General features: G+C 52.4%; 18 protein-coding genes and 2 riboswitches. Of the genes, 13 read left to right on the forward strand and 5 right to left on the reverse strand.

The genetic code is table 11. The annotated features are described in order from the left end of the window. The first annotated feature begins 4 nt into the window (after positions 1-4). Entirely contained in the window at positions 5-2,065 is a 2,061-nt protein-coding gene (locus tag HF324_RS11975) for a glycoside hydrolase family 2 protein (RefSeq protein WP_168859866.1), read from the forward strand. 13 nt (positions 2,066-2,078) lie between these two features. After that, a complete protein-coding gene (locus HF324_RS11980) occupies positions 2,079-3,521 on the forward strand; it encodes an alpha-L-fucosidase (protein ID WP_168859867.1) in 1,443 nt (480 codons plus the stop codon). 158 nt (positions 3,522-3,679) lie between these two features. Here HF324_RS11980 and HF324_RS11985 read toward each other — a convergent pair whose 3' ends face one another. Both HF324_RS11985 and HF324_RS11990 read right to left on the reverse strand, forming a co-directional pair. After that, the gene (locus HF324_RS11985; protein ID WP_168859868.1) at positions 3,680-4,675 is read right to left on the reverse strand and encodes a S1C family serine protease; all 996 of its coding nucleotides are present in this window, start codon (positions 4,673-4,675) and stop codon (positions 3,680-3,682) included. Positions 4,676-4,775: 100 nt separating this feature from the next. Continuing rightward, complete coding sequence (locus tag HF324_RS11990; protein WP_168802688.1) at positions 4,776-5,180, reverse strand: VOC family protein; 405 nt, start codon at positions 5,178-5,180, stop codon at positions 4,776-4,778. Positions 5,181-5,412: 232 nt separating this feature from the next. Here HF324_RS11990 and HF324_RS11995 point away from each other — a divergent pair, with 232 nt between their 5' ends. Then, positions 5,413-6,048, forward strand: a complete 636-nt coding sequence (locus tag HF324_RS11995; RefSeq protein ID WP_168802689.1) for a 4'-phosphopantetheinyl transferase family protein — start codon at positions 5,413-5,415, stop codon at positions 6,046-6,048. A 24-nt stretch (positions 6,049-6,072) separates the two neighbouring features. Here HF324_RS11995 and HF324_RS12000 read toward each other — a convergent pair whose 3' ends face one another. The 3 genes from HF324_RS12000 to HF324_RS12005 all read right to left on the reverse strand — a co-directional run bounded on the left by HF324_RS12000 (position 6,073) and on the right by HF324_RS12005 (position 9,863). After that, positions 6,073-6,459, reverse strand: a complete 387-nt coding sequence (locus tag HF324_RS12000; protein WP_168802690.1) for a VOC family protein — start codon at positions 6,457-6,459, stop codon at positions 6,073-6,075. Between the two features lie 145 nt (positions 6,460-6,604). Then, positions 6,605-6,736, reverse strand: a complete 132-nt coding sequence (locus tag HF324_RS33570) for a hypothetical protein (protein ID WP_258539497.1) — start codon at positions 6,734-6,736, stop codon at positions 6,605-6,607. Continuing rightward, a complete protein-coding gene (locus HF324_RS12005; RefSeq protein ID WP_168859869.1) occupies positions 6,720-9,863 on the reverse strand; it encodes a lantibiotic dehydratase in 3,144 nt (1,047 codons plus the stop codon). Before HF324_RS12005 ends, HF324_RS33570 begins: the two co-directional genes overlap by 17 nt. Positions 9,864-10,135: 272 nt before the next feature. Between HF324_RS12005 and HF324_RS12010 the strand changes: the two genes are divergently transcribed. From HF324_RS12010 to HF324_RS12055, 10 genes are all read left to right on the forward strand, one after another. Beyond that, positions 10,136-10,291 carry a class I lanthipeptide gene (locus HF324_RS12010; RefSeq protein ID WP_159456099.1) on the forward strand — a complete coding sequence of 52 codons (156 nt, stop codon included), beginning with the start codon at positions 10,136-10,138 and terminating at the stop codon, positions 10,289-10,291. Positions 10,292-10,311: 20 nt separating this feature from the next. After that, on the forward strand, positions 10,312-10,485 hold the full coding sequence (locus HF324_RS12015; protein WP_168802692.1) for a hypothetical protein: 174 nt from the start codon (positions 10,312-10,314) through the stop codon (positions 10,483-10,485). A 79-nt stretch (positions 10,486-10,564) separates the two neighbouring features. Continuing rightward, positions 10,565-10,723 carry a hypothetical protein gene (locus tag HF324_RS12020; RefSeq protein ID WP_159456097.1) on the forward strand — a complete coding sequence of 53 codons (159 nt, stop codon included), beginning with the start codon at positions 10,565-10,567 and terminating at the stop codon, positions 10,721-10,723. A 133-nt stretch (positions 10,724-10,856) separates the two neighbouring features. After that, the gene (locus HF324_RS12025; protein WP_168802693.1) at positions 10,857-12,068 is read left to right on the forward strand and encodes a lanthionine synthetase C family protein; all 1,212 of its coding nucleotides are present in this window, start codon (positions 10,857-10,859) and stop codon (positions 12,066-12,068) included. A gap of 127 nt (positions 12,069-12,195) precedes the next feature. After that, positions 12,196-12,828 carry a response regulator gene (locus tag HF324_RS12030; RefSeq protein WP_168802694.1) on the forward strand — a complete coding sequence of 211 codons (633 nt, stop codon included), beginning with the start codon at positions 12,196-12,198 and terminating at the stop codon, positions 12,826-12,828. Positions 12,829-12,845: 17 nt separating this feature from the next. Further along, positions 12,846-13,050: riboswitch (cobalamin riboswitch) on the forward strand. A 121-nt stretch (positions 13,051-13,171) separates the two neighbouring features. Next, the gene (locus HF324_RS12035; RefSeq protein ID WP_258539498.1) at positions 13,172-15,169 is read left to right on the forward strand and encodes a TonB-dependent receptor; all 1,998 of its coding nucleotides are present in this window, start codon (positions 13,172-13,174) and stop codon (positions 15,167-15,169) included. A 5-nt stretch (positions 15,170-15,174) separates the two neighbouring features. Then, positions 15,175-16,326: a YncE family protein gene (locus HF324_RS12040; protein WP_168859870.1), complete on the forward strand. Its 1,152-nt coding sequence runs from the start codon at positions 15,175-15,177 to the stop codon at positions 16,324-16,326. A gap of 12 nt (positions 16,327-16,338) precedes the next feature. Further along, on the forward strand, positions 16,339-17,508 hold the full coding sequence (locus tag HF324_RS12045; protein ID WP_168859871.1) for a PKD domain-containing protein: 1,170 nt from the start codon (positions 16,339-16,341) through the stop codon (positions 17,506-17,508). A gap of 80 nt (positions 17,509-17,588) precedes the next feature. After that, positions 17,589-17,804: riboswitch (cobalamin riboswitch) on the forward strand. Between the two features lie 254 nt (positions 17,805-18,058). Continuing rightward, entirely contained in the window at positions 18,059-19,210 is a 1,152-nt protein-coding gene (locus tag HF324_RS12050; RefSeq protein WP_168859872.1) for a DUF5074 domain-containing protein, read from the forward strand. 34 nt (positions 19,211-19,244) lie between these two features. Beyond that, the gene (locus HF324_RS12055; protein WP_168802698.1) at positions 19,245-20,174 is read left to right on the forward strand and encodes a PKD domain-containing protein; all 930 of its coding nucleotides are present in this window, start codon (positions 19,245-19,247) and stop codon (positions 20,172-20,174) included. The last annotated feature ends 39 nt before the right edge of the window (positions 20,175-20,213 follow it).

Here is a 20,213-nt window from a genome sequence, read left to right on the forward strand (position 1 = left end):
TATTATGAAGAAATTTTCTTTAGCCGGCGTGCTGTGCGTATCCCTGTTCCTGCGGGGATACGCGCAGGAAGGCCGCAGCGTACTGCCTTTCAACGATGGCTGGTCTTTCCGCAAAGGCGCGCTGACGACTGACAAAAATCAGCCGGACACCGGCTGGACGAATGTAACGGTGCCGCATACCTGGAACAACAAGGACATGCAGGAAGGTAAAGACTTTTATGCCGGAGAAGCCTGTTACCGCAAAGTGTTTGCCGTAGATCCGCAATGGAAAGGCAAACGGCTGTTCCTGCGTTTTGAAGGCGTAGGTGCTGTTGCCGGCCTGTATGTCAACAACCGGTTGATAGGAGAGCACAAAGGTTCTTATTCCGCTTTTTGTTATGAGATCACCCATTCCGTGAAATATGGTGAGGAAAACACTTTCGTGGTAAAAGCGAACAACAGCGCCCGCGAAGATGTACTGCCCATCAATCATTTCCTGTTTGGCATCTTCGGCGGTATCTACCGGCCGGTAAGCCTGATCGTTACCAATGATATCAATATCACTACCACGGACTATGCTTCGCCGGGGATCTATATCCGTCAAAGTAACGTGAGCGCCCAAAAGGCGGCTATCCACGTCACCGCCAAGATTGAGAACAAACAGCTGCATCATAAAGACATCGTGGTGCAGACGGTGATCAAAGACCGGCAGGGCAGACCGGTAGCTGTTCAGCGTAAGAACGTGCAGGTGAGCCCGCAAGGCATCAATATCATCCGGCAGGACCTGCAGGTAGACCGGCCGCATTTATGGAACGGCCGCAAAGATCCGTACCTGTACTCGCTGACGACTACGGTCATGGCTGATGGAAAAATGCTGGACGCGGTGACACAGCCGCTGGGCATCCGTCGCTTTGAGGTGGTGCCGGGTAAAGGTTTTTTCCTCAACGGACAACCTTATGCCATGCACGGCGTTACCCGTCACCAGGAATGGCAGGACTACGGCAATGCGCTTTCCAATACGCAGCACAAGGCAGACCTGGACCTGATCAAAGAGATAGGCGCCACCACTATCCGCTTTGCGCACTATCAGCAGGCGGAGTACCTCTATTCGCAGTGTGATAGCATGGGTTTTGTGATATGGGCGGAAATACCTTTCGTCAATAAAGCTTCCGGAAAGGAGGGCGACAATGCCAAACAACAACTGACAGAATTGATCCGGCAGAACTTCAACCATCCGGCTATTTATGTTTGGGGGCTGCATAACGAAGTATACGCCAAAACGCCTGACGAGCATGTGGCCGTACTGACCCGTCAGTTGAACGACCTGGCCAAAACAGAAGATCCCGATCGTTATACCACCGCCGTTAGCGGGTATGGCGAGATGGACCGGCCGGCCAACCTGGCGGCCGATATACAAGGTATGAACCGTTATTACGGCTGGTACGAGGGAAAGATAGAAGATATTGAAGGCTGGGTGAAGGGGCTGGAGCAAAAATACCCGGATTATAAACTCATGCTGACAGAATACGGTGCGGACGGTAATATCAACCAGCATACCGATTCGTTGTCCACCGGTTTCGATCCGGTCAGCGGACAATTTTTTCCCGAGACATACCAGACGGCCACCCATGTAAAACAGTGGGCTGTTATAGAGCAGCATCCTTATATTGCCGCTTCCTATCTGTGGAACACGTTCGAGTTTGCCGTGCCCATGTGGAACAGGGGAGGGGTGAACGCCCGCAACCTGAAAGGGCTGATCACCTACGACCGTCAGCAGAAGAAAGACGCTTTTTTCTGGTACAAGGCCAACTGGAACCCGGAGCCTATGATCTATATCGCTGAACGCCGCAACAACGTGCGTAAGCAGGCAAAGGTACAGGTGGAAGTATTCAGCAACATGGAGAACGTGACCGTCTCCGTGAATAATGGAAAACCGCTGACCGCCAGGCAGGGCGCTAATAAGAGAGATTTTCTTTTTGAGAACATTATCCTGCGGCCCGGCGCGAATACCATCACCGCCACCGGTGTACAGCAGGGAAAGATATTGACAGACACGATCACCTGGCAGTTGCAGGTATCGGAATAAAAAGAGTAGCATCATGAGGAATAAAATGATTACCGGCATATTCGCCGCCGCCTGTTGCACATTGCTGCTGCAGGCCACGGTGCAGGGCCAGCAGCCCAGGCAGGACACCATTGCATTGAAACACGGCGCACATCGTATGGGTAACCGCACCGATGCCGATATGGTCCGCTGGCGGTCTCTCCGCTTTGGACAGTTCATACACTGGGGGCTGTATGCCATCCCCGCCGGGGAATGGAACGGCAAGACGTACAACGGCGCTGCCGAATGGATACGCTCGTGGAAAGAGATGCCGCATAAGGCGTATGATCAGCTGTACAGGCAGTTCAACCCGGTGAATTTTAACCCGCAGCAGTGGGCAGCGCAGGCCAAAGCGATGGGCGCGAAGTATATGATCATCACCACCAAGCACCATGATGGTTTCTGTCTCTGGCCCAGCAAGTATTCAAAATATACCATCGCCGCTTCTCCGTGGAAAAAAGATTTACTGGGGCCGATGATCGATGCGTACAATAAAGCAGGGATCGATGTACACCTGTATTTTTCTATTATCGACTGGAACCATCCGGACTACCGGGCTTCGTTAAAGAATGCTGCGGATTCCGCGGCGGGTAAACGTTTCCAGGTGTTTGTCAAAAATCAGCTGGCGGAACTGTTGCAGCGTTATCCCACTATCAAAGGTTTCTGGTTTGACGGTACGTGGGACGATTCCTGGAAAAACGACGGCGCTTTCAGCGATGAACTGGAGCAGTACCTGCAAGCGCTGCATCCCGGCCTGGTGATGGGCAGCCGCCTGCGTGCCGATGAAAAAGGGGCCCGTCACTTCGATTCCAACGGCCGCCTGATGGGCGATTATGAGCAGGGCTGGGAGAGAAAGCTTCCTGCCACCATCGCGGACGTGCATGGCAACGACTGGGAAGCGGTGATGACGGTACCTGAAAACCAGTGGGGCTACCATGCGAAGTGGATGGGGCATGTGAAGACAGTGAACGAGATCCTGGAAATGCTGGTGAAAAGTGTTTCGCTCAATGGTAATTTTGTGCTCAATTTCGGACCAAAAGCAGACGGTACTTACCGCGCCGAAGAGCAGCAGCTGGCCGCAGGTATTGGCGAGTGGATGAAAGTCAACGGCGCTGCTGTTTACGACGGTACCTATGCCGGTTTCGAGAAACAGGACTGGGGGTATTATATCCGTAAATCCGGAACAGACAGTGTGTACATGGTGGTTTTTAATATGCCCGTATCCGGTAGTTTAAGGGTAAAGCTGCCGGCGCGTACGGAGCTGACAGGCGTATCTATGATGCAGGGTAATGTCGCTCTTGCGCCGGAATGGATTGGCCGCAACGAATACTTTATTCATCTGCCGAATAAACAGCAGGAATCGCCGATGGTCATCTTGCTAAAAACGGTGAAAGGGGAGAATAAAGACAAAGGAAATGTCGAGAAAGCAAGAACGTGATCATTTTGGGATTTTTTGATTTTGGGATTTTTTGATTTCGGGGATGATAAAAGCGAATAACAAAGCGGATCATTAAATCGCTTTTTTATTCGCTTTTTTATTCGCTTTTATCTTCCCCCGAAATTCCAACATCAAAAAATTCCAAAATTTCAAAATCTCTAAATCCCGGCTGGTCCGGGGATAACGGTAACGGTCATCTTGTGGCCGCCGCGGAGCAGGTCTACCGGCACTTTGCGGCCGATTTGTTTTTCCGTGAGTTGCTGATGCATATCATCCACGGTGGCTACGGGCACATTGTCGAAAGCGACGATGATATCGCCGGTGTGTAAGCGGCTGTTATCGTAATTGCCGTCGGGGATGGTTTCCACCACATACACGCCGCTTTGGGTGGTGAGTTTATTGGCGGCGATCATGCGGGCGGTGAGTTTTACCGGTTGAGCCGCGATGCCGAGTTGGGCGCGTCTGACTTTCCCGTGGAGGATAAGCTGGCCGGCTATCTGGGCGGCGAGGTTAGACGAGATGGCGAAACAAAGTCCCTGTGCAGCCGGGATCATGGCGGTATTTACGCCGATGATCTGGCCGAGGGAGTTGACCAGCGGTCCACCGCTGTTGCCCGGATTGAGGGCTGCGTCGGTTTGGATGACGTTGTCTATCAGCCTGCCGTTACTGGCGCGGAGGGTGCGGCCCAACGCACTGACCACGCCGGCAGTAACGGTATATTGCAGGCCCATGGGGTTACCGATGGCGATAGCGATCTGTCCTACCTGTAAGGCAGATGAATCCGCGAAAGACATCGCTTTCAGCCCGGTTTCATCGATCTTGAGTACGGCGATATCCGTGGAGGGGTCGGCGCCTTTGATTTCTGCGTTGACTTTCCTGCCGTCAACGAAAGAAACGCGGATGCTTTCCGCCTTTTCTATCACGTGATTATTGGTGATGATAAAGCCGTCAGAAGAAATGATGAAGCCCGATCCGGCGCCGTTCTGCGTTTTCTTTTCAGGATTGCGCCTGTCGTTGACAGGGCGTTGTACTTCAATGTGTACAACGGATTCGGCGACCGTGCCTACCACACCGGTGACCGTTTGAGAATATGCATCCAGTAAACCGGCGTCGTTTACCGGATGATGTGCTAAGAAGGTGAGTGCATTTTCCATAGTGGCATAAGCGCTCAAATATGTATCCAGAATAAATTTCCGCCTTTTTGTCAAAGCATGGCCGCTCTGGCTGCCAGATTGGTCAGGACTACTGTCAACTTTACTGTTGACCGTTATGGGAATAGAGCATCCAGTAGAACCCGTACTTATCTTTCAGCGCGCCTATTTTGCCGGCAAAAAAATCATGTACGGGGCGGGTCTTTTCTCCGCCGGCAGACAGTTTTTCGAAGGCATCGATCAGCTCTTCGGCCGTATCACAGGTGAGGCTGATGGAGATGTTGTTGCCGGCGGGATTTTCGCCCATGTCGGAGGCCAGCAGCAGCAGCGGTCCTTTGGTAAGGCTGCTATGCAGCACATGTTCCTGTTTATGGGCGGGCCAGTCGCCGGCCATGGGAGAGTCTTTTACAGTTTGCAAAGACAGGTCGCCGCCGAGGCAGGACTGGTAAAACTTCATGGCTTCAGCACAGTTGCCGTCAAAGTTGAGGTATACGTTGATCTGTGACATACAATGGTTTTCAGCAAAACTAAAGTATGTGCGGGGATGGCGCCGGGGGGCGTTGCGACAAATTTGGGGGACATTACGACGGCGCCCGCCTGTTTCCCCCGGGGGCTGAGGCATACCGTTCCTCTCCGTTTGCACGGGCGCCCGTTTGGCTGATGCGCAGCGCCGGCCGGCATTTCCAATGCTTCCGGCACCGCCGATTGTTTTGTTCCCGGAAAAAATATATCTTCCGTTTATGGCTGTCTCGATTTATTATACTGTTTTTGATGCACCGCTGCCGGAGGACCGGTTCGAGCGGTTGCTGGGTGTACTACCCGAACAGGCACGCAGAAAGGTATTGCGGTTTCACCGCTGGCAGGACGCACATGCCTCCCTGCTGGGAAAACATTTGCTGTTGCACGCCTTTGCACAGCTGGACCGTCAGGTGGACCTGGAAGCGGTGTTGTATACGCCGTCGGGCCGGCCGTATTGGCCGGGCGGGCCGGATTTTAATATCTCTCATTCCGGCAATATAGCCGTCTGCGCTGTGGATACCAGCGGCAGAGTGGGCATCGACATAGAACAAAACGGAGGTATCGAAATCGGAGATTTTCGCGAGCAGTTTACACCCGGTGAGTGGCAGCAGGTGATGGGGGCGCCGGACCCGGTATGGCAGTTTTACCGGTACTGGACCATGAAGGAAGCGACGGCCAAAGCCAATGGCATCGGCATCGTAGAGCTACCGGCGGTGCATATCCTGTCTGATACCGCAGTGGCGCTGCAGGGCTTTACCTGGACGCTGACACCTGTGGCGCTGCAGGATACCTATGCGGGCCATCTGGCGACAGAAACGACGCCGGCAGCTGTCAATATTGAAGAAGTCCGCTTCTGAAGATGAGTTTCTTCAGTAACAGGGCTACATGTGGAAGACATTGAATTTGTGGCCGTCAGGATCGGCAAACACAAACCCGTAATACCCCTCTCCAAACTCCACCGGCTGTGACACGATGGTACCGCCGGCTTCCCGTATTTCTTTTTCCCAGTTATCTACCTCTTCTTTTGTGTCGGCAGAAAGGGTGAAGATGATTTCATTTCCCGCCTTTGTATCAATGACAGGACCCATCATAGCAGGTTCCAGAACGTCTTTCAAAAAGAAATGGATGATAAAGTTATCGTCGCCAAAGAAAAAGCTGGTCAGCTGCGCTGACGCTCCGTTGTGTTTAAAGCCGAGACGTTGGTAAAAGGCGGTAGTGCGTTCTAAATTCTGTACGCTGAAATTAGCCCAGATCTTTTTTGTTTTCATTATAAAAGGGTTTTTATGGTCTGCCTCAAAGATAGTCCATAACCTATTAAACCAGGAGGTGGTTTGCGAATTTTTGCGGGGTGCTTTCCGTCGTTGGGGAAGCATAAAAAGGTTGCGTTACAGGCGTAACGCAACCCCTGCATGATCAGCAATCAAATGTCCGTATCACCGTGGTGGTGGGGTGTGTTGCGCCTGCGGCGCTTTGTTCCCGCTGTGCTGTCAGCCTGGCCACTTTAATAGCGGTAAGCTTCATTTTTTTCTCACTTTTCTTTTTCATACTGTATTGTTTTTTTGTGATGAACAGTGCCGGATGTGTTTTGCTGCTTCCGGATGGCGGCTTGCGAAGCATAGTATTTGCTCAGGAAGTGATAGAGCACCAGTTCCTGCTTGCGTTGATTGGCAAGGAACAGGCGGTTGAGGAACATGTGGATATAGCTGGGCAGCAGCGCGGTCTTGTCGGCTAACGGTCCGTGTTGCTGCAGCAACCGGTGTGTTTTTTCTGAACGCTGCCGGAAGAACGCCACCGCTTCTTCAATGTCATTTTGCTCGTCGTCATGCGGGTTCAGTATGCTTTGTACTTTTCGCATCTCCTTGCGGTACTTATCGTTGAGCTGAAGCAGCAGCGCTTTTTCGCCGCCATGCTCCCGGAAAAATCCCTGTTGCAGTTTTTCCATGAAAGCGGGTTTCTCCGTGGCGGCGAGACTGAAGTCCTGTATCAGCATGTCTGTGCCGCGGAGCGCCAGTTGCCAGCGATAATCTTCTCCCTGCTCTTCGTCCAGCAGTGCTATGGTTTGTACTACCGCCTCGCTGTCGTAACAGAAGAGGCTTTCACTGAACTCCATGGTGTTGTCGCCGTAACGTTCCGTTTCCCGTTCATACGTATCCGTTTGCACGCGGTATACCAGGTCTTTACCGGAAAATTCCTGCAGGGCTGCGTAAAACCTTTCCAGCACCGTCTTCCAGAAATCGGGACGGGTTCCGTGATGAAAGCGGATGCGCAGGTGGTGGTCCGGATCGGTATAGCGGATAAAGAACCATTTGTCGATGAGCGCTGCGTCTGTGAGTTGCTGCGCCAGCGGTTGCAATGTCTCTTTCAGGAAGTCTTCCGCTGTGCGGGTACCGCAATACACTTTTACGTATAGCCATTCACTGCCGGGCATAAACTGCCGGGGCAGGGTAACGGTTGCCGTGCGGGTAGTATCGGCTGTGGCATTCTTTTGCGCCGATATGCTGTCATGCACGGGGATGATAAACTGATTGGTATGCCTGCCATCGGGACCTTCTATCCAGCAGTTTTCAGCGGTGCTGAGGAACTCCTGGATGGTGAGCGTACCACTTTTGCGCAGTTGCCGGAAAAGCAGGTGCAGTGCGGCTTCCTGCGTGGTGTCGATCAGCAGTTCGTTGTCGCCTTCCACGATCACTACGTGAGAGGGGAGTTGCCACCGGGTTTTGAAGGGCTGGAAAACAGCGAGACAGGATTTGCCGCTGTCGAGATCGGGAAAGTCTTTTTTATCCAGCGTCCAGGAGCATTTGCTGAGAATGATATTGCGATAGCGCACGCGGGGGAGGAATGTTTCGCCGCCCGGCAGTTGCCATGCCCAGCCCAGGTTACCGGGATAGTCCTGGTGTTGCAGTTCACAAAGGAATTTATAGACCGGCAGGCCGTTGCGGTAATTGTGCGCGGTGCTCATCCGGGGGACGACGATCTTGTTCAGCTTGCGGGACCGCAGCACAATACGGCCCTGTTGCACGCTGATCATCAGGTCTGACAGCGGCAGCTGCTGATCTGCGGGGGCGGCTGAATTGGCCAGGTATACGATTTCATGATCACGCAGCTGCGGACGCAGGAGAACGTTGCCTGTGCGGGCTTCCGGCAGGTGCACAACTTCTGCGAATATTTTATCCGGTTCCTGTGCCGCTTCACGGTCGAGGCAGGCTTTCAGCCGGGCCGTCAGCTGTTCGTCGCCATGACAGAAACGTCCCAGCAGGTTGGCGGCGGAGGGTCCGGCGCAACCGTTCAGCTCAAACAGGTAATCGCCGGCATCTACGGCGGCGGCGCTGGCGCCGAGTATGCTGCCCATCAGGTACATGCTGTAAGGCAGGGTGGCGGTGTCTTTTTCCTCCAGCGTGTCGAGGTCTGCATCCGTCAGCAGTATTTCGGTGCTGTTCTCCCGGAGGCAGCGGTACAGCTGCTGTTGCTGAAATTGTTGCAGTTTGCCGGCGGGGCGCGGTGATGGTGTTTCCGCGCCGGCTACCACGATATCGTCGGCCAGCGGGGTATGATCGGTATGGCGGCCGAGGTGGTGTCCGTAGCCGATGCCTGCTTCCGGATCGAGGGCGAGGCTGAGCGGTATTTCCTGTTCTTCGTATCGTTTGCTGAAAGCCTGGGCGAAATTCTCCAGGTCTGTATGCGGCCGGTGGCGCATCAGTTTCCGCAGCTGGTTCACCTGTGTGGTGATATCTTCCACGAGGGTGCGGCTCAGGGTGTTTTGCACCGTAGCCATGAAGAGGTCTGTCTGGATAAGGTCTTTTTCGCTGGTATCCGGCATGAGTGATTTCACGAGGGAATGCAGCTGCCGGTATTCGGAAATACTGCTTTGCTGGTCCTGCAGCAGCGATTGTATCCGGCGGAGCACCGGCGGCCATTCGCCGTCGGGCTGCAGGGCTGCCGCTTTTTCGAGGAAGCGCTGAAAGAACTGTTCCCCTGTGACGGTTGGTTCCAGCTCGCTGACCAGCAGCTGGCTTTGCAGCAGTTCTTCCGTAAAATCAGCCGCATCCGCTTCGGTGATACCGTTGGCCTCATCGATGAGGCAATGGCGTATATCCTTCAGCGTAGCCCCGCGGGCAGCCGTGTCCAGCACAGCATCGAGATAGCCGCTGGTGTTGACGGCCGTCAGGAAGTAGTGGCGGAACTTATTGGACAACTGGTAGGCGGCATAACGGTAACGGCTACCTGATTTGTACAGGGAGTTGTTGGGATAGAAGCGGAGTTGTTCCCGCACGGCAGGGATAGCCGTGAATGCGGTCACCAGCTCCGCTACATAGTTCATATCGAGGCGGCTCTGTTTCACATGCTGCGCGTAATGGTGCAGGCGGATACCGGATTGATCGCTCACTGCGCCGGTAGCGCAGCCGGCAAACAGGCCATAGGGCGTGCAGCGGCTGCTCATGCGCAGCAGGTAGCGGTAGAGGGAATACACCAGTTTGTCGTCCTGGCTTCCCTGTTCCCATTTTTCCAGTTCCCCGAACAGCTCCGGGGAAGCGATATAGATAGCTTCGCGCAGAAAAGGTGTTTGCAGTATTTGTCGGATATGTTCGGCAAGATGAGGGTGGGCCAGACTGGCGGAGGTGTTTACCGGTAAAAGCGGTGTTCTGACAACGTAGAAATTTTCAGCCTTGATCATGGTTTTCGGTGTACACTTAAAACTACTGAAGGTAACAGAAACGGCAGCGAAAGGCTATCCCGTAAAACCGGTAAATTTCATGTTTAAACAGCTAAATTTTAAAAATCACGTTTTTCCGTGAGCTATGGTTTCGTGGTTTCTGCTTACATTTATCACTATCCTGTAATCCGTAGAAATCCTGATTTAATCACCCTCAAAGTAGAATGTCTGTCCAAAATCCATTTATCTGTTTATCAATCTTCTTTATTATTTAAACCTATAAAAATTGTTTTATGAGAAAAACATTTGAAAAAAAGCTGGTGCTCAACAAGATTAAAGTAGCTAAACTGAATGCTTCCCAACCGGGTAATATCGACGTGAAAGCGCCTACTTACACAGGATGCAGCCTGATGGCCAAATGTACTCCTCCTTCCACTAAAGGTTGTTAATCAAAAAAAAACGGTAGCTGATGAAAAAGCAAGCTGAAAAAAAACTCACCCTCGGTAAGATCAAAGTATCTGACCTGAGCAAGCATATGCCGACTGCTGATGCAGATAACCGTTCTGCGGCCTGTAATTCTCACCCGCTCTCCTGCCTGAGCCAGGGAGCGCCTATCTGCAGCATCGACTCCTGCCGGTATTAAGCGGACATTGACGGACTACAGTTTCCTCCGGGTTAAAGTACTCCGGTATTACCATACTTGTCACCTAAAACGTTAGCTGATGAAAAAGCAAACTGAAAAAAAACTCAGCTTAGGCAAGATCAAAGTATCAGACCTGAGCAAAAACACGCAGACAGCCGGTGCAGATAACCGTGCAGGATCCATGAAGTGCATCAGCACAGGTGCTCCTATCTGCAGTGTAGACTCCTGCTTGTATTAAACAGATTTTACGGATTACAGCCTGCCCCGGGTGAAAGCCCGGGGCTATTATGTTTTAGGGTATGCATAACATTGCTGTTTAACACATTCTTCGCCCGGGGTTTTAGCCCCGGAATCATTATATTTCAGGAACGATGGATTATAAAGACGACATTACCGCCGCGCTGGAAAATATCAGCCGGGAATTAGACCATTTTACTGCCAACGATAACAATGCCGGGCTTTTGGGAGGATTTACCGGTTGTGCTTTATTTTATGCCTATTATTACCAGCATACTTCCCGCGAAGAACATGTAGACAAGGTTTTAGCTATTATAGAAAAAAGCCTGCAGGCTTTGTCCGAGCAGCCGCTGAACGGATCTTTCTGTGGCGGCGTTTCAGGGGTGGCCTGGTGCGTGCAGCATCTCACACAGATGGGATTCATTGAGGAAGACGAGATCGAAGATGCTTTCGGGGAGATAGATCAGATGGTGGCCGCTTTTATGGAAGAATCCTTAGTGGCCGGCAAAAATGACTTTCTGCACGAAGGGCTGGGCACCGCCCTGTATTTCCTGGAACGGCCCCTGCCGGTGGGGAAGCCGGTGCTGGAACGGCTCGTCGCCGGTCTCGACCAGTCGGCGCACCATCTTCCTTCCGGCATCGCCTGGAAAGATATGTTTTCTTCTGCGAGCGAACGTTACCAGGGCCGTGATCTGTACAACCTGGGCCTGGCCCATGGGGTGCCGGCTATCATTGCCGTGCTGGGACGGATATACGAAAAAGGTATCGCCCGCGATACCGTGCTCCGCCTCATGGAAGGCAGTATCAGCTGGGTTTTGTCCCACAAAAAAGCGCAGGGTGGCGGGGGAGAGTCCTTGTTCCCTGTACTGGTCGACACTACAGGTGTGAGCATAGGAGATACCCACAGCCGGCTGGGCTGGTGTTACGGCGATCTGGGAATTGCGACCATGCTGTCAGGGGCCGGAAAACGCCTGCAACGGGCAGATTACAACGAGGCCGCGCTCACTATCCTGCGGGACATTGCGCAGCATCGTAATACGCAAAACGGCGCGGTGCACGACGCCTGCATCTGCCACGGCAGCGCAGGTATCGCTCATATGCTGCAACAGGCGGCCATGGCTGCCGGAGACCCTGTCCTCAATAAAGCGGCCGGAGAATGGCTGCAAACAACACTTCGTATGAATACCTGGAAGGATGGGCCTGCCGGTTACAAGTTTTATCATCATCCCGATTATCACAACAGTCACAATGTACTCGAAGGCATCGCCGGCATTGGCCTGTCATTGCTGGGCTTCCTGCAGCCGGAAATAAAACCGGGGTGGAATAACAGCCTGCTGATATCGTGAACTTTTCATGATACGCTTCATCTTCTTTTTTTTTATATATTACGGGTAGTAAATGAAATCTAAACAGCAGGTTTACCCGGAGATGCCATGCCGATGCATGCCGACGTTACAGCAAATATGAAAAACCATGATCAGATTATATTTTGTGGATGATCATCCATTGATACTAGAGGGACTACGCGCATTACTCAGCTATGAAAAAGATATAGAACTGACAGGGGAAACAAGAACGGGCGAGTCTTGCCTGAATTTCCTGCTGCACCACCAGACCGACGTTGTGTTGCTGGACACCATGCTCCCCGATATTGCCGGGGCCGAGCTGTGTCATCTCATCAAAAAAAATCATCCCGACACTATGGTGCTGGGACTCAGTTACCATAAAGACGGCCGGGAAATACAGGATATGATGGACAGCGGCGCCAGCGGCTGCCTGATGAAAAACGCCGATAAGGAAGAACTGCTCAAAGCGATCCATGATGTCTACAGCGGTCACACTTATCTCTCCCCGGAACTGGCCGCCGGGCTGCAAACCGCTGCCGGCGCCGCCCGCACGCGGGAGCTCCATATCACCAAAAGAGAAAAAGAAGTACTGTGGCTCATCGCCAACGGACATACGAACCATGAAATAGCCGAGAAACTGTTTATCAGCAGCGATACGGTTGACAGCCATCGCCGCAACCTGCTGGGCAAACTTAAAGCCCGCAACACCGCCATGCTCATCAAATGTGCCATCGATCACAAGCTGCTGACAACTTTTTGAAGAAATAAATTAAAGCACTACCTTCGCACCGCAATGGTTTACCCCCTCCGTTGCGGTGCGGGGGTAATTAAAAGGGAACACGGGTGTAAATCCCGGACAGTCCCGCTGCTGTAATTCTCCATAAAACGCCAGGGCATTTGTCCGGCCACTGTTGAACATTCAATGGGAAGGCCGCCCTGAGCTGAGATAAGTCAGAATACCTGCCATGCATTTGTTTTTTAAGCCTTCGTGGAATGAGGCTTGGAAGTGAATCATGTGGCAGTACTGATCCTGCCGTTATTTACCTTGATTTGATTTCCTGTTACGAAGGCCGTTGGATGAACTATCAAAACGGTGAATTAACATGCGTATCCCATTACTGAGGAGTACCCTGTACCTGGTGCTCGCAGGATGCCCTGCTATGTCCCTGAAGGCGCAACAGCAGCCGGACAGCAGCCGGACCAAAGACCTGCGCGAGGTGTCTGTCACTGCACCCCGCAGCAACAGGGAGGTGTCCCCGGGGCAGCAACTGAAAGGGGCTGAACTGCAACGGCTGAACTCCCAGTCCGTAGCCGATGCGCTGCGCTATTTCTCCGGTATCCAGATAAAAGACTATGGCGGTATCGGCGGACTGAAAACGGTGGACGTGCGCAGTATGGGTTCCAACCATACCGGCGTGTTCTACGACGGTATCCAGCTGGGCAACGCTCAAAACGGCGTCATCGATCTGGGCCGGTTCTCCCTGGACAACATGGAGGAAATAGCCCTGTACAACGGTCAGAAAAGCAATATCCTCCAGCCGGCCAAAGACTATTCCTCCGCGGCGGCCATCTATCTCACCTCGCTCAAGCCCCGCTTCGCGGAAGGAGAACAAAGACATGTGAAAGGAACTGTCAAAACCGGTTCCTTCGGCCTCTTTAATCCTTCCTTACTGTGGCAGGAGAAAATCAGCCGGCGTGTAGGCGCCTCCCTCAGCGCGGAATGGGTAAATGCCAACGGCCAATACAAATTCCGCTACCAGAAACAAAAAGGCTACGATACCACCGCTGTCCGCAAAAACACCGATATCAACGCTATCCGCCTCGAAGGCGCCCTGCACGGCGTGATCAACGGCGGCGAATGGAACGGCAAGGTCTATTTCTACGATTCGGAACGCGGCCTTCCCGGTTTCGTGGTCAATAACGTTTTCGGGCATATCGACCGGCAATGGGACCGTAACTTCTTCGTACAGTCGTCCTGGCGCAAAGACTTCTCACCCCGTTATACGCTGCTACTGAACGGAAAATACGCTTACGACTATACGCACTATCTCGCGCCGGACACCGTTCGGTACGTAGATAACCGCTACCATCAGCAGGAAGCTTACTTCTCGGCGGCCAACCAGTTTGTGCTCACCAACTGGTGGCACCTCGGCCTCTCCGGCGACTTCCAGTGGAACAAGATGACGGCGGATATGACCAATTTCTCCTATCCCCAACGTTTCACCACCCTGGTGGCGCTGGCTTCTTCGGTCAACTTCAAACGTTTCAGCGCACAGGCCAGCCTGCTGAACACGATCATGAACGAAGAAACGAAGAAGAACGCCGCCGCCCCTTTTAAGCGGGAGCTGACACCCGCCGTTTTTGTATCCTGGCAGCCCTTCGGCAGCGTGCCTTTTACCTGGCGGTCTTTCTACAAACGTATCTTCCGGATGCCCACCTTCAACGATCTCTATTACACCGATCTCGGGAACTCCAACCTGAAACCGGAGTATACCACGCAATACAATACCGGCCTCACCTTCAATCATACATTCCCCGGCCAAACACTGCAGGAGCTGGGGCTGGAAACAGACGCCTACTACATCGAAGTGACGGACAAGATCGTGGCGGTACCGGCTGCCAGCCAGTTCCGGTGGACCATGATGAACCTCGGTTTCGTGAAAATAAAAGGCGTGGATGTAAAAGCCAAAGCCGTATGGAAAGTGCTGGATGATCTCCTGCTGAGCACCAGAGCGACCTACACCTTCCAGGAAGCGCGCGACTTTACCGACAAGTCGGAGCTTTTTTACGGAGACCAGATTCCTTACATTCCCAAACACAGCGGCTCGCTGATATTCGGTGCTGACTACGGCGCATGGGACCTGAACTACAGCTTCATCTACACCGGGGAACGTTACAACGCCAAGAAAAACAATCCTGAAAACTACATGCAGCCCTGGTATACCAGCGACATTACGCTGACGTATAACCGCAGGGTGCGGCAGGCGAAATGGCGGCTGAGCGCACAGGTGAATAACCTGTTCAACCAATACTACGATGTAGTGCTCAGCTACCCGATGCCGGGAAGGAATTTCAAATTCATTGTATCTGTAAATATTTAACGAGGATGATAAAACAATTGCGTTTTGCAGGAGTAGCTGCAGCATTGACATCGCTGGGGATTGCCGGCTGCCGCACGGGCAACGACATCGTGCCACCGGTGATAACACCGGTAGATACGCCCGTGGCTCACCAACAATACAAAGGCTTTTACCTGTTGAACGAGGGGAACATGGGCAGCAACAAGGCTACCCTGGATTTCTTTGACTTCAGTGCAGGCGTGTACAAAAAAAATATCTATGCAGAGGCTAATCCCACGGTAGTAAAAGAGCTGGGCGATGTGGGCAACGATATCCGTATTTACGGCAGCAAGCTGTATGCCGTGATCAATGTGTCCAACAAGGTGGAGGTGATGGATGCCGCTACTGCTAAACGTATCAGGCAGATAGACCTGCTCAACTGCCGGTATATCACCTTCGCTAACGGGAAAGCCTATATCAGTTCCTATGCGGGCCCGGTGGTGATAGATCCCCGTTCACCCCTTGGCATCGTGGCGGAAGTGGATACGGCCACGCTGCAGATTACCCGTAAGATCGAAGTAGGTTATCAGCCGGAGGAGATGGCCGTAGTTGGCAACAAGTTATATGTGGCCAATTCCGGTGGCTACCGGCCGCCGGGCTACGACAGCACCGTGTCCGTGATCGACCTGGCCACTTTTAAAGAGATCAAAAAAATCCATGTGGACATCAACCTGCACCGGCTGAAGGCCGACAGCGAAGGCGATCTGTATGTGACCAGCAGGGGAGACTACTACCAGCGGCCCTCCGCCTTGTATGTGGTGGACACCAAAACCGATGCAGTGAAAAAACGGTTTGCCGTTGCAGCCAGCAATATCTGCATCTCCGGCGATACCTGTTACCTGTATGGCTCTGAATACAGCTATATCAGCGCCTCCTGGAAAATCAACTACGGGATGATCAACGTAAAAACAGAGACGATGTTACCGGGTAATTTTATCACCGATGGCACGGAAAAAAATATAAAAATGCCTTATGGCATCATGGTGGACCCGGAGACAAAAGACATCTACGTAACAGATGCCCGTGATTATGTATCTCCCGGTATCCTGTATTGTTTTGATAAAAGTGGTAAAAAGAAGTGGTCGGTAGTTACCGGCGATATTCCTGCGCACTTTGCCTTCCTTCCTGCAAACAAATAAAAACCAACCATTATGAAACATACACTTTTACCCGTTTCCGTGCTGGCTGTCCTCCTGGCCGGCAGCTGTTCCAAATCTGAAGACACACCGGCCACTGCGCCGGATGTAACGGTCAACACACCACAGGGTGGCGTGTCTACGGCTAACATGAAAATCGTACGCCTCACCGCTACCGTGAAAAACGAAAGCGCGGGTACCACCTTCCTCTGGAAAACAGGTAACGATACGATCGCCTCCACCAAAGAGCTGGTACATGCCTTTACGAAAGCAGGCGAGTATACCCTGACATTCATCGCAAAAAATGCCGCCGGCGAAAAGCGTGTAGATGTTCCCGTTAAAGTCACTGCGGGCACCTACACCAACGGCGTGGCGCGCGTGTTTGATTACCTGCCGGCTCCCGGGCAGTTCGTGCATGACCTGCCGAAATGGGAAACGGGCGATGATCAGGCGAAAATGACCGCCAAAGCGGAAGAGTCGCTGAAAAGCGGTAACATGATACACCTCGGCGGATTCGGCGGTTATGTGGTGATGGGTTTTGACCATACCATCGTGAACGTACCGGATTCTTTCAGCTTCACCATCCTGGGCAATGCCTTCGCCAACTGGGCAGAGCCGGGAATTATCCAGGTGGCGTACGATGCCAACGGGAACGGACAACCCGACGACGAATGGTTTGAAATTGCCGGTTCTGAATACAACAGCCCTAAAACTATCCGTGACTATAAAATCACTTATTACAAGCCGGATGAAAATAAAGTCAGGACTCCGAATAATGACTATCAATACCTGACCGACACTACCTATATCCGCTGGAAAGACAACCAGGGCAAGTCCGGTTACCTCTCCCGCAATTCCTTCCACAACCAGCCTTATTATCCGCAGTGGAAAGGAGACAGCATCAGCTTCACCGGCACACGGCTGACGGATGAAAACTTCATCGATAAGTCAGGCTCCGGTACTTATTTTGTAAGCCCTGCGTTTCCTTTTGGTTATGCTGACAATTGGTGCAACGCCGATGACAGAGCGCGCATTAAGATCAGCTGGGCAGTAGATAAAAAAGGCACTTCCGTACGTTTGCCGGGCGTGGATTTTATCCGCGTACACACCGGTATGCGTGCTGAAGGCGGCTGGCTGGGCGAGATTTCCACGGAAGTTTCCGGTGTGAAGGACCTCAACCTGTAAGCAGGATTTTTCCAAAAAATATTTTAATCCCGGAGCTATTTCTCCGGGATTTTTTATTGGTTATACGGGGAAGTTAACGTACGTTTGTAACCACAATTGGTTGTTCTGTTCATGCAGAACATTAAAAGGGAATCCGGTGCGAGACCGGAGCTATCCCCGTAGCTGTAATCCTGCCGCCGGCCAATACCGGCAACGTTTTTCCGGAGTGCGCTCCATACCACTGTCTGCTGTCGCAGATGGGAAGGTTTCCGGAAAAGCAGGAGAGCCAGAAGACCTGCCAGCTGTGATCACCATTCGTCGCTTTCGGGTGAAAGGCTCAAGAATGTAGGCCCTGCCGGCTTTATATTCACGTATTTGTTTTTTTTGTTTCACCTGCGTGCAGGTACAGGAGAAGAAACCTGTACTGTTTCTTAGGCTGTCACAAGAGCAGCAATAGCAGCAAATTGTTTTTAAGTTGAAAACAAAATAGAAAACCCTTGCCATGTTTGAAGGCCCGGATGCCCTATGATGTGTTTTTTTTTATTAAAAATAACCACACAATTTGTAAACTATGAAATCAATCAAGTGTTTGGCCCTGGCGGCCTCGCTGCTAACCCTGTTTGCCGCCTGTAAAAAAGAAAATGCAGATTCCGGATTAGGACTGCACCCCAAAGAAAACGCTGTGACCGCGCAGGCTGGCATGAACGCATTCGGGAAATATGAAAACGGTTTCCTGATGGTACATGAAGGACAGTACGGTGTCAACAACGGCGATCTCTGGTACTATAGCTATGACAGTAACAAGGTGGCAAAAGACATCTACAAAAAGGAAAACCCCACGAAGAACCTGGGACCTACTACCTCCACACTGCAGTTTGCCTCCATCTTTAACAACAAGGTATATATGGTGGTGAAAGTAGGAGGGCCGCTGGTAGCAACGGATGCGCATACACTCGTGGAAACGGGCAGGATTGCCAATCTGCCGCAGAGCGAAGGCTATGCTTTTGTAGGGGTGGATGCATCGAGAGGCTTGCTGAGCGCGGTAGACGGCGTGTACCGCATCAGTCTTTCCGGTCCCACGCTGGGCACTAAAGTGGCGGGCATCAACGGTCCTGCAGGTGATATGCTGCTGGCGGGCAACTATGTATTTGTAATGACCAAAGACGACGGGGTAGTGGCGCTGAATGCTTCCGACTACAGCATCGCAAAAAAATTCGGTATCGGCGACGCCGGCTTCGCCCGCACCAACGACGGCACTGTATGGGTAACCGGTAAGGATTCGCTCGTAGCGATTAATCCCACTTCGCTGGCGGTGTCCCGCGTGAAGCTGCCTTTCGCTACCACCAACCCGTGGGCTTACCTGTCCTGGCGCTCCGGTTCACTGACTTCCAACGGCACCGCTGTGTTTATCGCTGAGCGTAAGTCAACCGCCGGTATCGGTGGCAACATCGAATATGGCGGCACAAAATTATACCGTTATGTGCCCGGCAATGCAGCGTCCCTGTCAGCGCCCTTCCTGACGGTACCTTCCGGCCAGTATTTTTACGGTTCTGCCGTACGGTATAACGCGGCGCGTAATGAACTGCTCGTGATCACGCTCACTGACGAATTTGGCGCCAGTAACGATAACCGCTGGCTGATGTACGACCCCGGCACTGCTGCGCTGAAAGAAACAGTGAGGTATTCCGGATACTATTTTCCGGCATTACCGGTATTCTATTGATCTGCTTTTTCTTCTCCCTCAAACCTTAAATCATATGAAAAATTTCTATTGGCAGGCATTAACCCTGGCCACCCTGTTGTTCTCGGCTTCCTGCCGTAAAGATGCTTTGACCGATGAGTGGAAGACCTCCGAAGTCTCCCGTACCGCTCTTGTCAGCCATGTGACGGTCAGACCGGCCACGCTGACCAGCAGTCCGCTGATCAGTACCGTATACACATATATGCCGGCACCGGGGCAGTTCATCAATGAATCCGGCCTGGGCTCCGTTACCGCCGCGCAGGCGCTGGTGGGCAGCACTACCAACATGGTGTCGCTGGGCAACTACGGTGGTTACATCGTTTTCGGTTTTGACCATTCCGTAGTAAACGGCGCAGGGGCAGATATCGGCATCTATGGCAATCCGTCAGGCCCTACGTACCAATGGTCTGAGCCGGGTATTGTAATGGTGAGCCAGGACCTCAACGCCAACGGCATCCCCGACGACCCCTGGTATGAACTGGCAGGCAGCGAATACAGCGCTTCCGGTACCGTTAAAAATTACAGCGTCACGTATTATAACCCTCATGCCGCCGGTACCAATGTTAACTGGAAAGACAACCAGGGCAACAGCGGTTATGTACAGGCCAACGCCTGGCATACGGCCAACAACTACTATCCGGCTATGGCGCCTAACCAGGACTCCGTGACTTTTACCGGCACCAAACTGGTAAACACGCTGACGTCCGGCGGTATCCTTACCAACCTGGCTTTCGCCTGGGGGTATAGTGACAGCTATTCCGGTGAGTACGCCACGCTGGGGTACAATACGGTGGATATTGCCAACGCTGTGAATGCGAGCGGTCAGGCGGTGACGCTGAACGCCATTGATTTTGTAAAGGTATATACCGGCCAGAACTGCAATGCAGGCGCTATGTTGGGAGAGATTTCCACAGAAGTGAGAGGAGCGCGTGATTTACATTTATAATCTCCGCTTTGAAACAACGGCTACCTTGCTTATAGCACA

It is taken from the genome of Chitinophaga oryzae, assembly GCF_012516375.2.
In the GTDB taxonomy this organism is placed as follows: domain Bacteria; phylum Bacteroidota; class Bacteroidia; order Chitinophagales; family Chitinophagaceae; genus Chitinophaga; species Chitinophaga oryzae.

Bases quoted from the DNA above. Each gene is read 5' to 3' on its own strand.
- HF324_RS11975 (WP_168859866.1), top strand. From the start codon at position 5: ATGAAGAAATTTTCTTTAGCCGGCGTGCTGTGCGTATCCCTGTTCCTG.
- HF324_RS11980 (WP_168859867.1), top strand. From the start codon at position 2,079: ATGAGGAATAAAATGATTACCGGCATATTCGCCGCCGCCTGTTGCACA.
- HF324_RS11985 (WP_168859868.1), bottom strand. From the start codon at position 4,675: ATGGAAAATGCACTCACCTTCTTAGCACATCATCCGGTAAACGACGCC.
- HF324_RS11990 (WP_168802688.1), bottom strand. From the start codon at position 5,180: ATGTCACAGATCAACGTATACCTCAACTTTGACGGCAACTGTGCTGAA.
- HF324_RS11995 (WP_168802689.1), top strand. From the start codon at position 5,413: ATGGCTGTCTCGATTTATTATACTGTTTTTGATGCACCGCTGCCGGAG.
- HF324_RS12000 (WP_168802690.1), bottom strand. From the start codon at position 6,459: ATGAAAACAAAAAAGATCTGGGCTAATTTCAGCGTACAGAATTTAGAA.
- HF324_RS33570 (WP_258539497.1), bottom strand. From the start codon at position 6,736: ATGAAAAAGAAAAGTGAGAAAAAAATGAAGCTTACCGCTATTAAAGTG.
- HF324_RS12005 (WP_168859869.1), bottom strand. From the start codon at position 9,863: ATGATCAAGGCTGAAAATTTCTACGTTGTCAGAACACCGCTTTTACCG.
- HF324_RS12010 (WP_159456099.1), top strand. From the start codon at position 10,136: ATGAGAAAAACATTTGAAAAAAAGCTGGTGCTCAACAAGATTAAAGTA.
- HF324_RS12015 (WP_168802692.1), top strand. From the start codon at position 10,312: ATGAAAAAGCAAGCTGAAAAAAAACTCACCCTCGGTAAGATCAAAGTA.
- HF324_RS12020 (WP_159456097.1), top strand. From the start codon at position 10,565: ATGAAAAAGCAAACTGAAAAAAAACTCAGCTTAGGCAAGATCAAAGTA.
- HF324_RS12025 (WP_168802693.1), top strand. From the start codon at position 10,857: ATGGATTATAAAGACGACATTACCGCCGCGCTGGAAAATATCAGCCGG.
- HF324_RS12030 (WP_168802694.1), top strand. From the start codon at position 12,196: ATGATCAGATTATATTTTGTGGATGATCATCCATTGATACTAGAGGGA.
- HF324_RS12035 (WP_258539498.1), top strand. From the start codon at position 13,172: ATGCGTATCCCATTACTGAGGAGTACCCTGTACCTGGTGCTCGCAGGA.
- HF324_RS12040 (WP_168859870.1), top strand. From the start codon at position 15,175: ATGATAAAACAATTGCGTTTTGCAGGAGTAGCTGCAGCATTGACATCG.
- HF324_RS12045 (WP_168859871.1), top strand. From the start codon at position 16,339: ATGAAACATACACTTTTACCCGTTTCCGTGCTGGCTGTCCTCCTGGCC.
- HF324_RS12050 (WP_168859872.1), top strand. From the start codon at position 18,059: ATGAAATCAATCAAGTGTTTGGCCCTGGCGGCCTCGCTGCTAACCCTG.
- HF324_RS12055 (WP_168802698.1), top strand. From the start codon at position 19,245: ATGAAAAATTTCTATTGGCAGGCATTAACCCTGGCCACCCTGTTGTTC.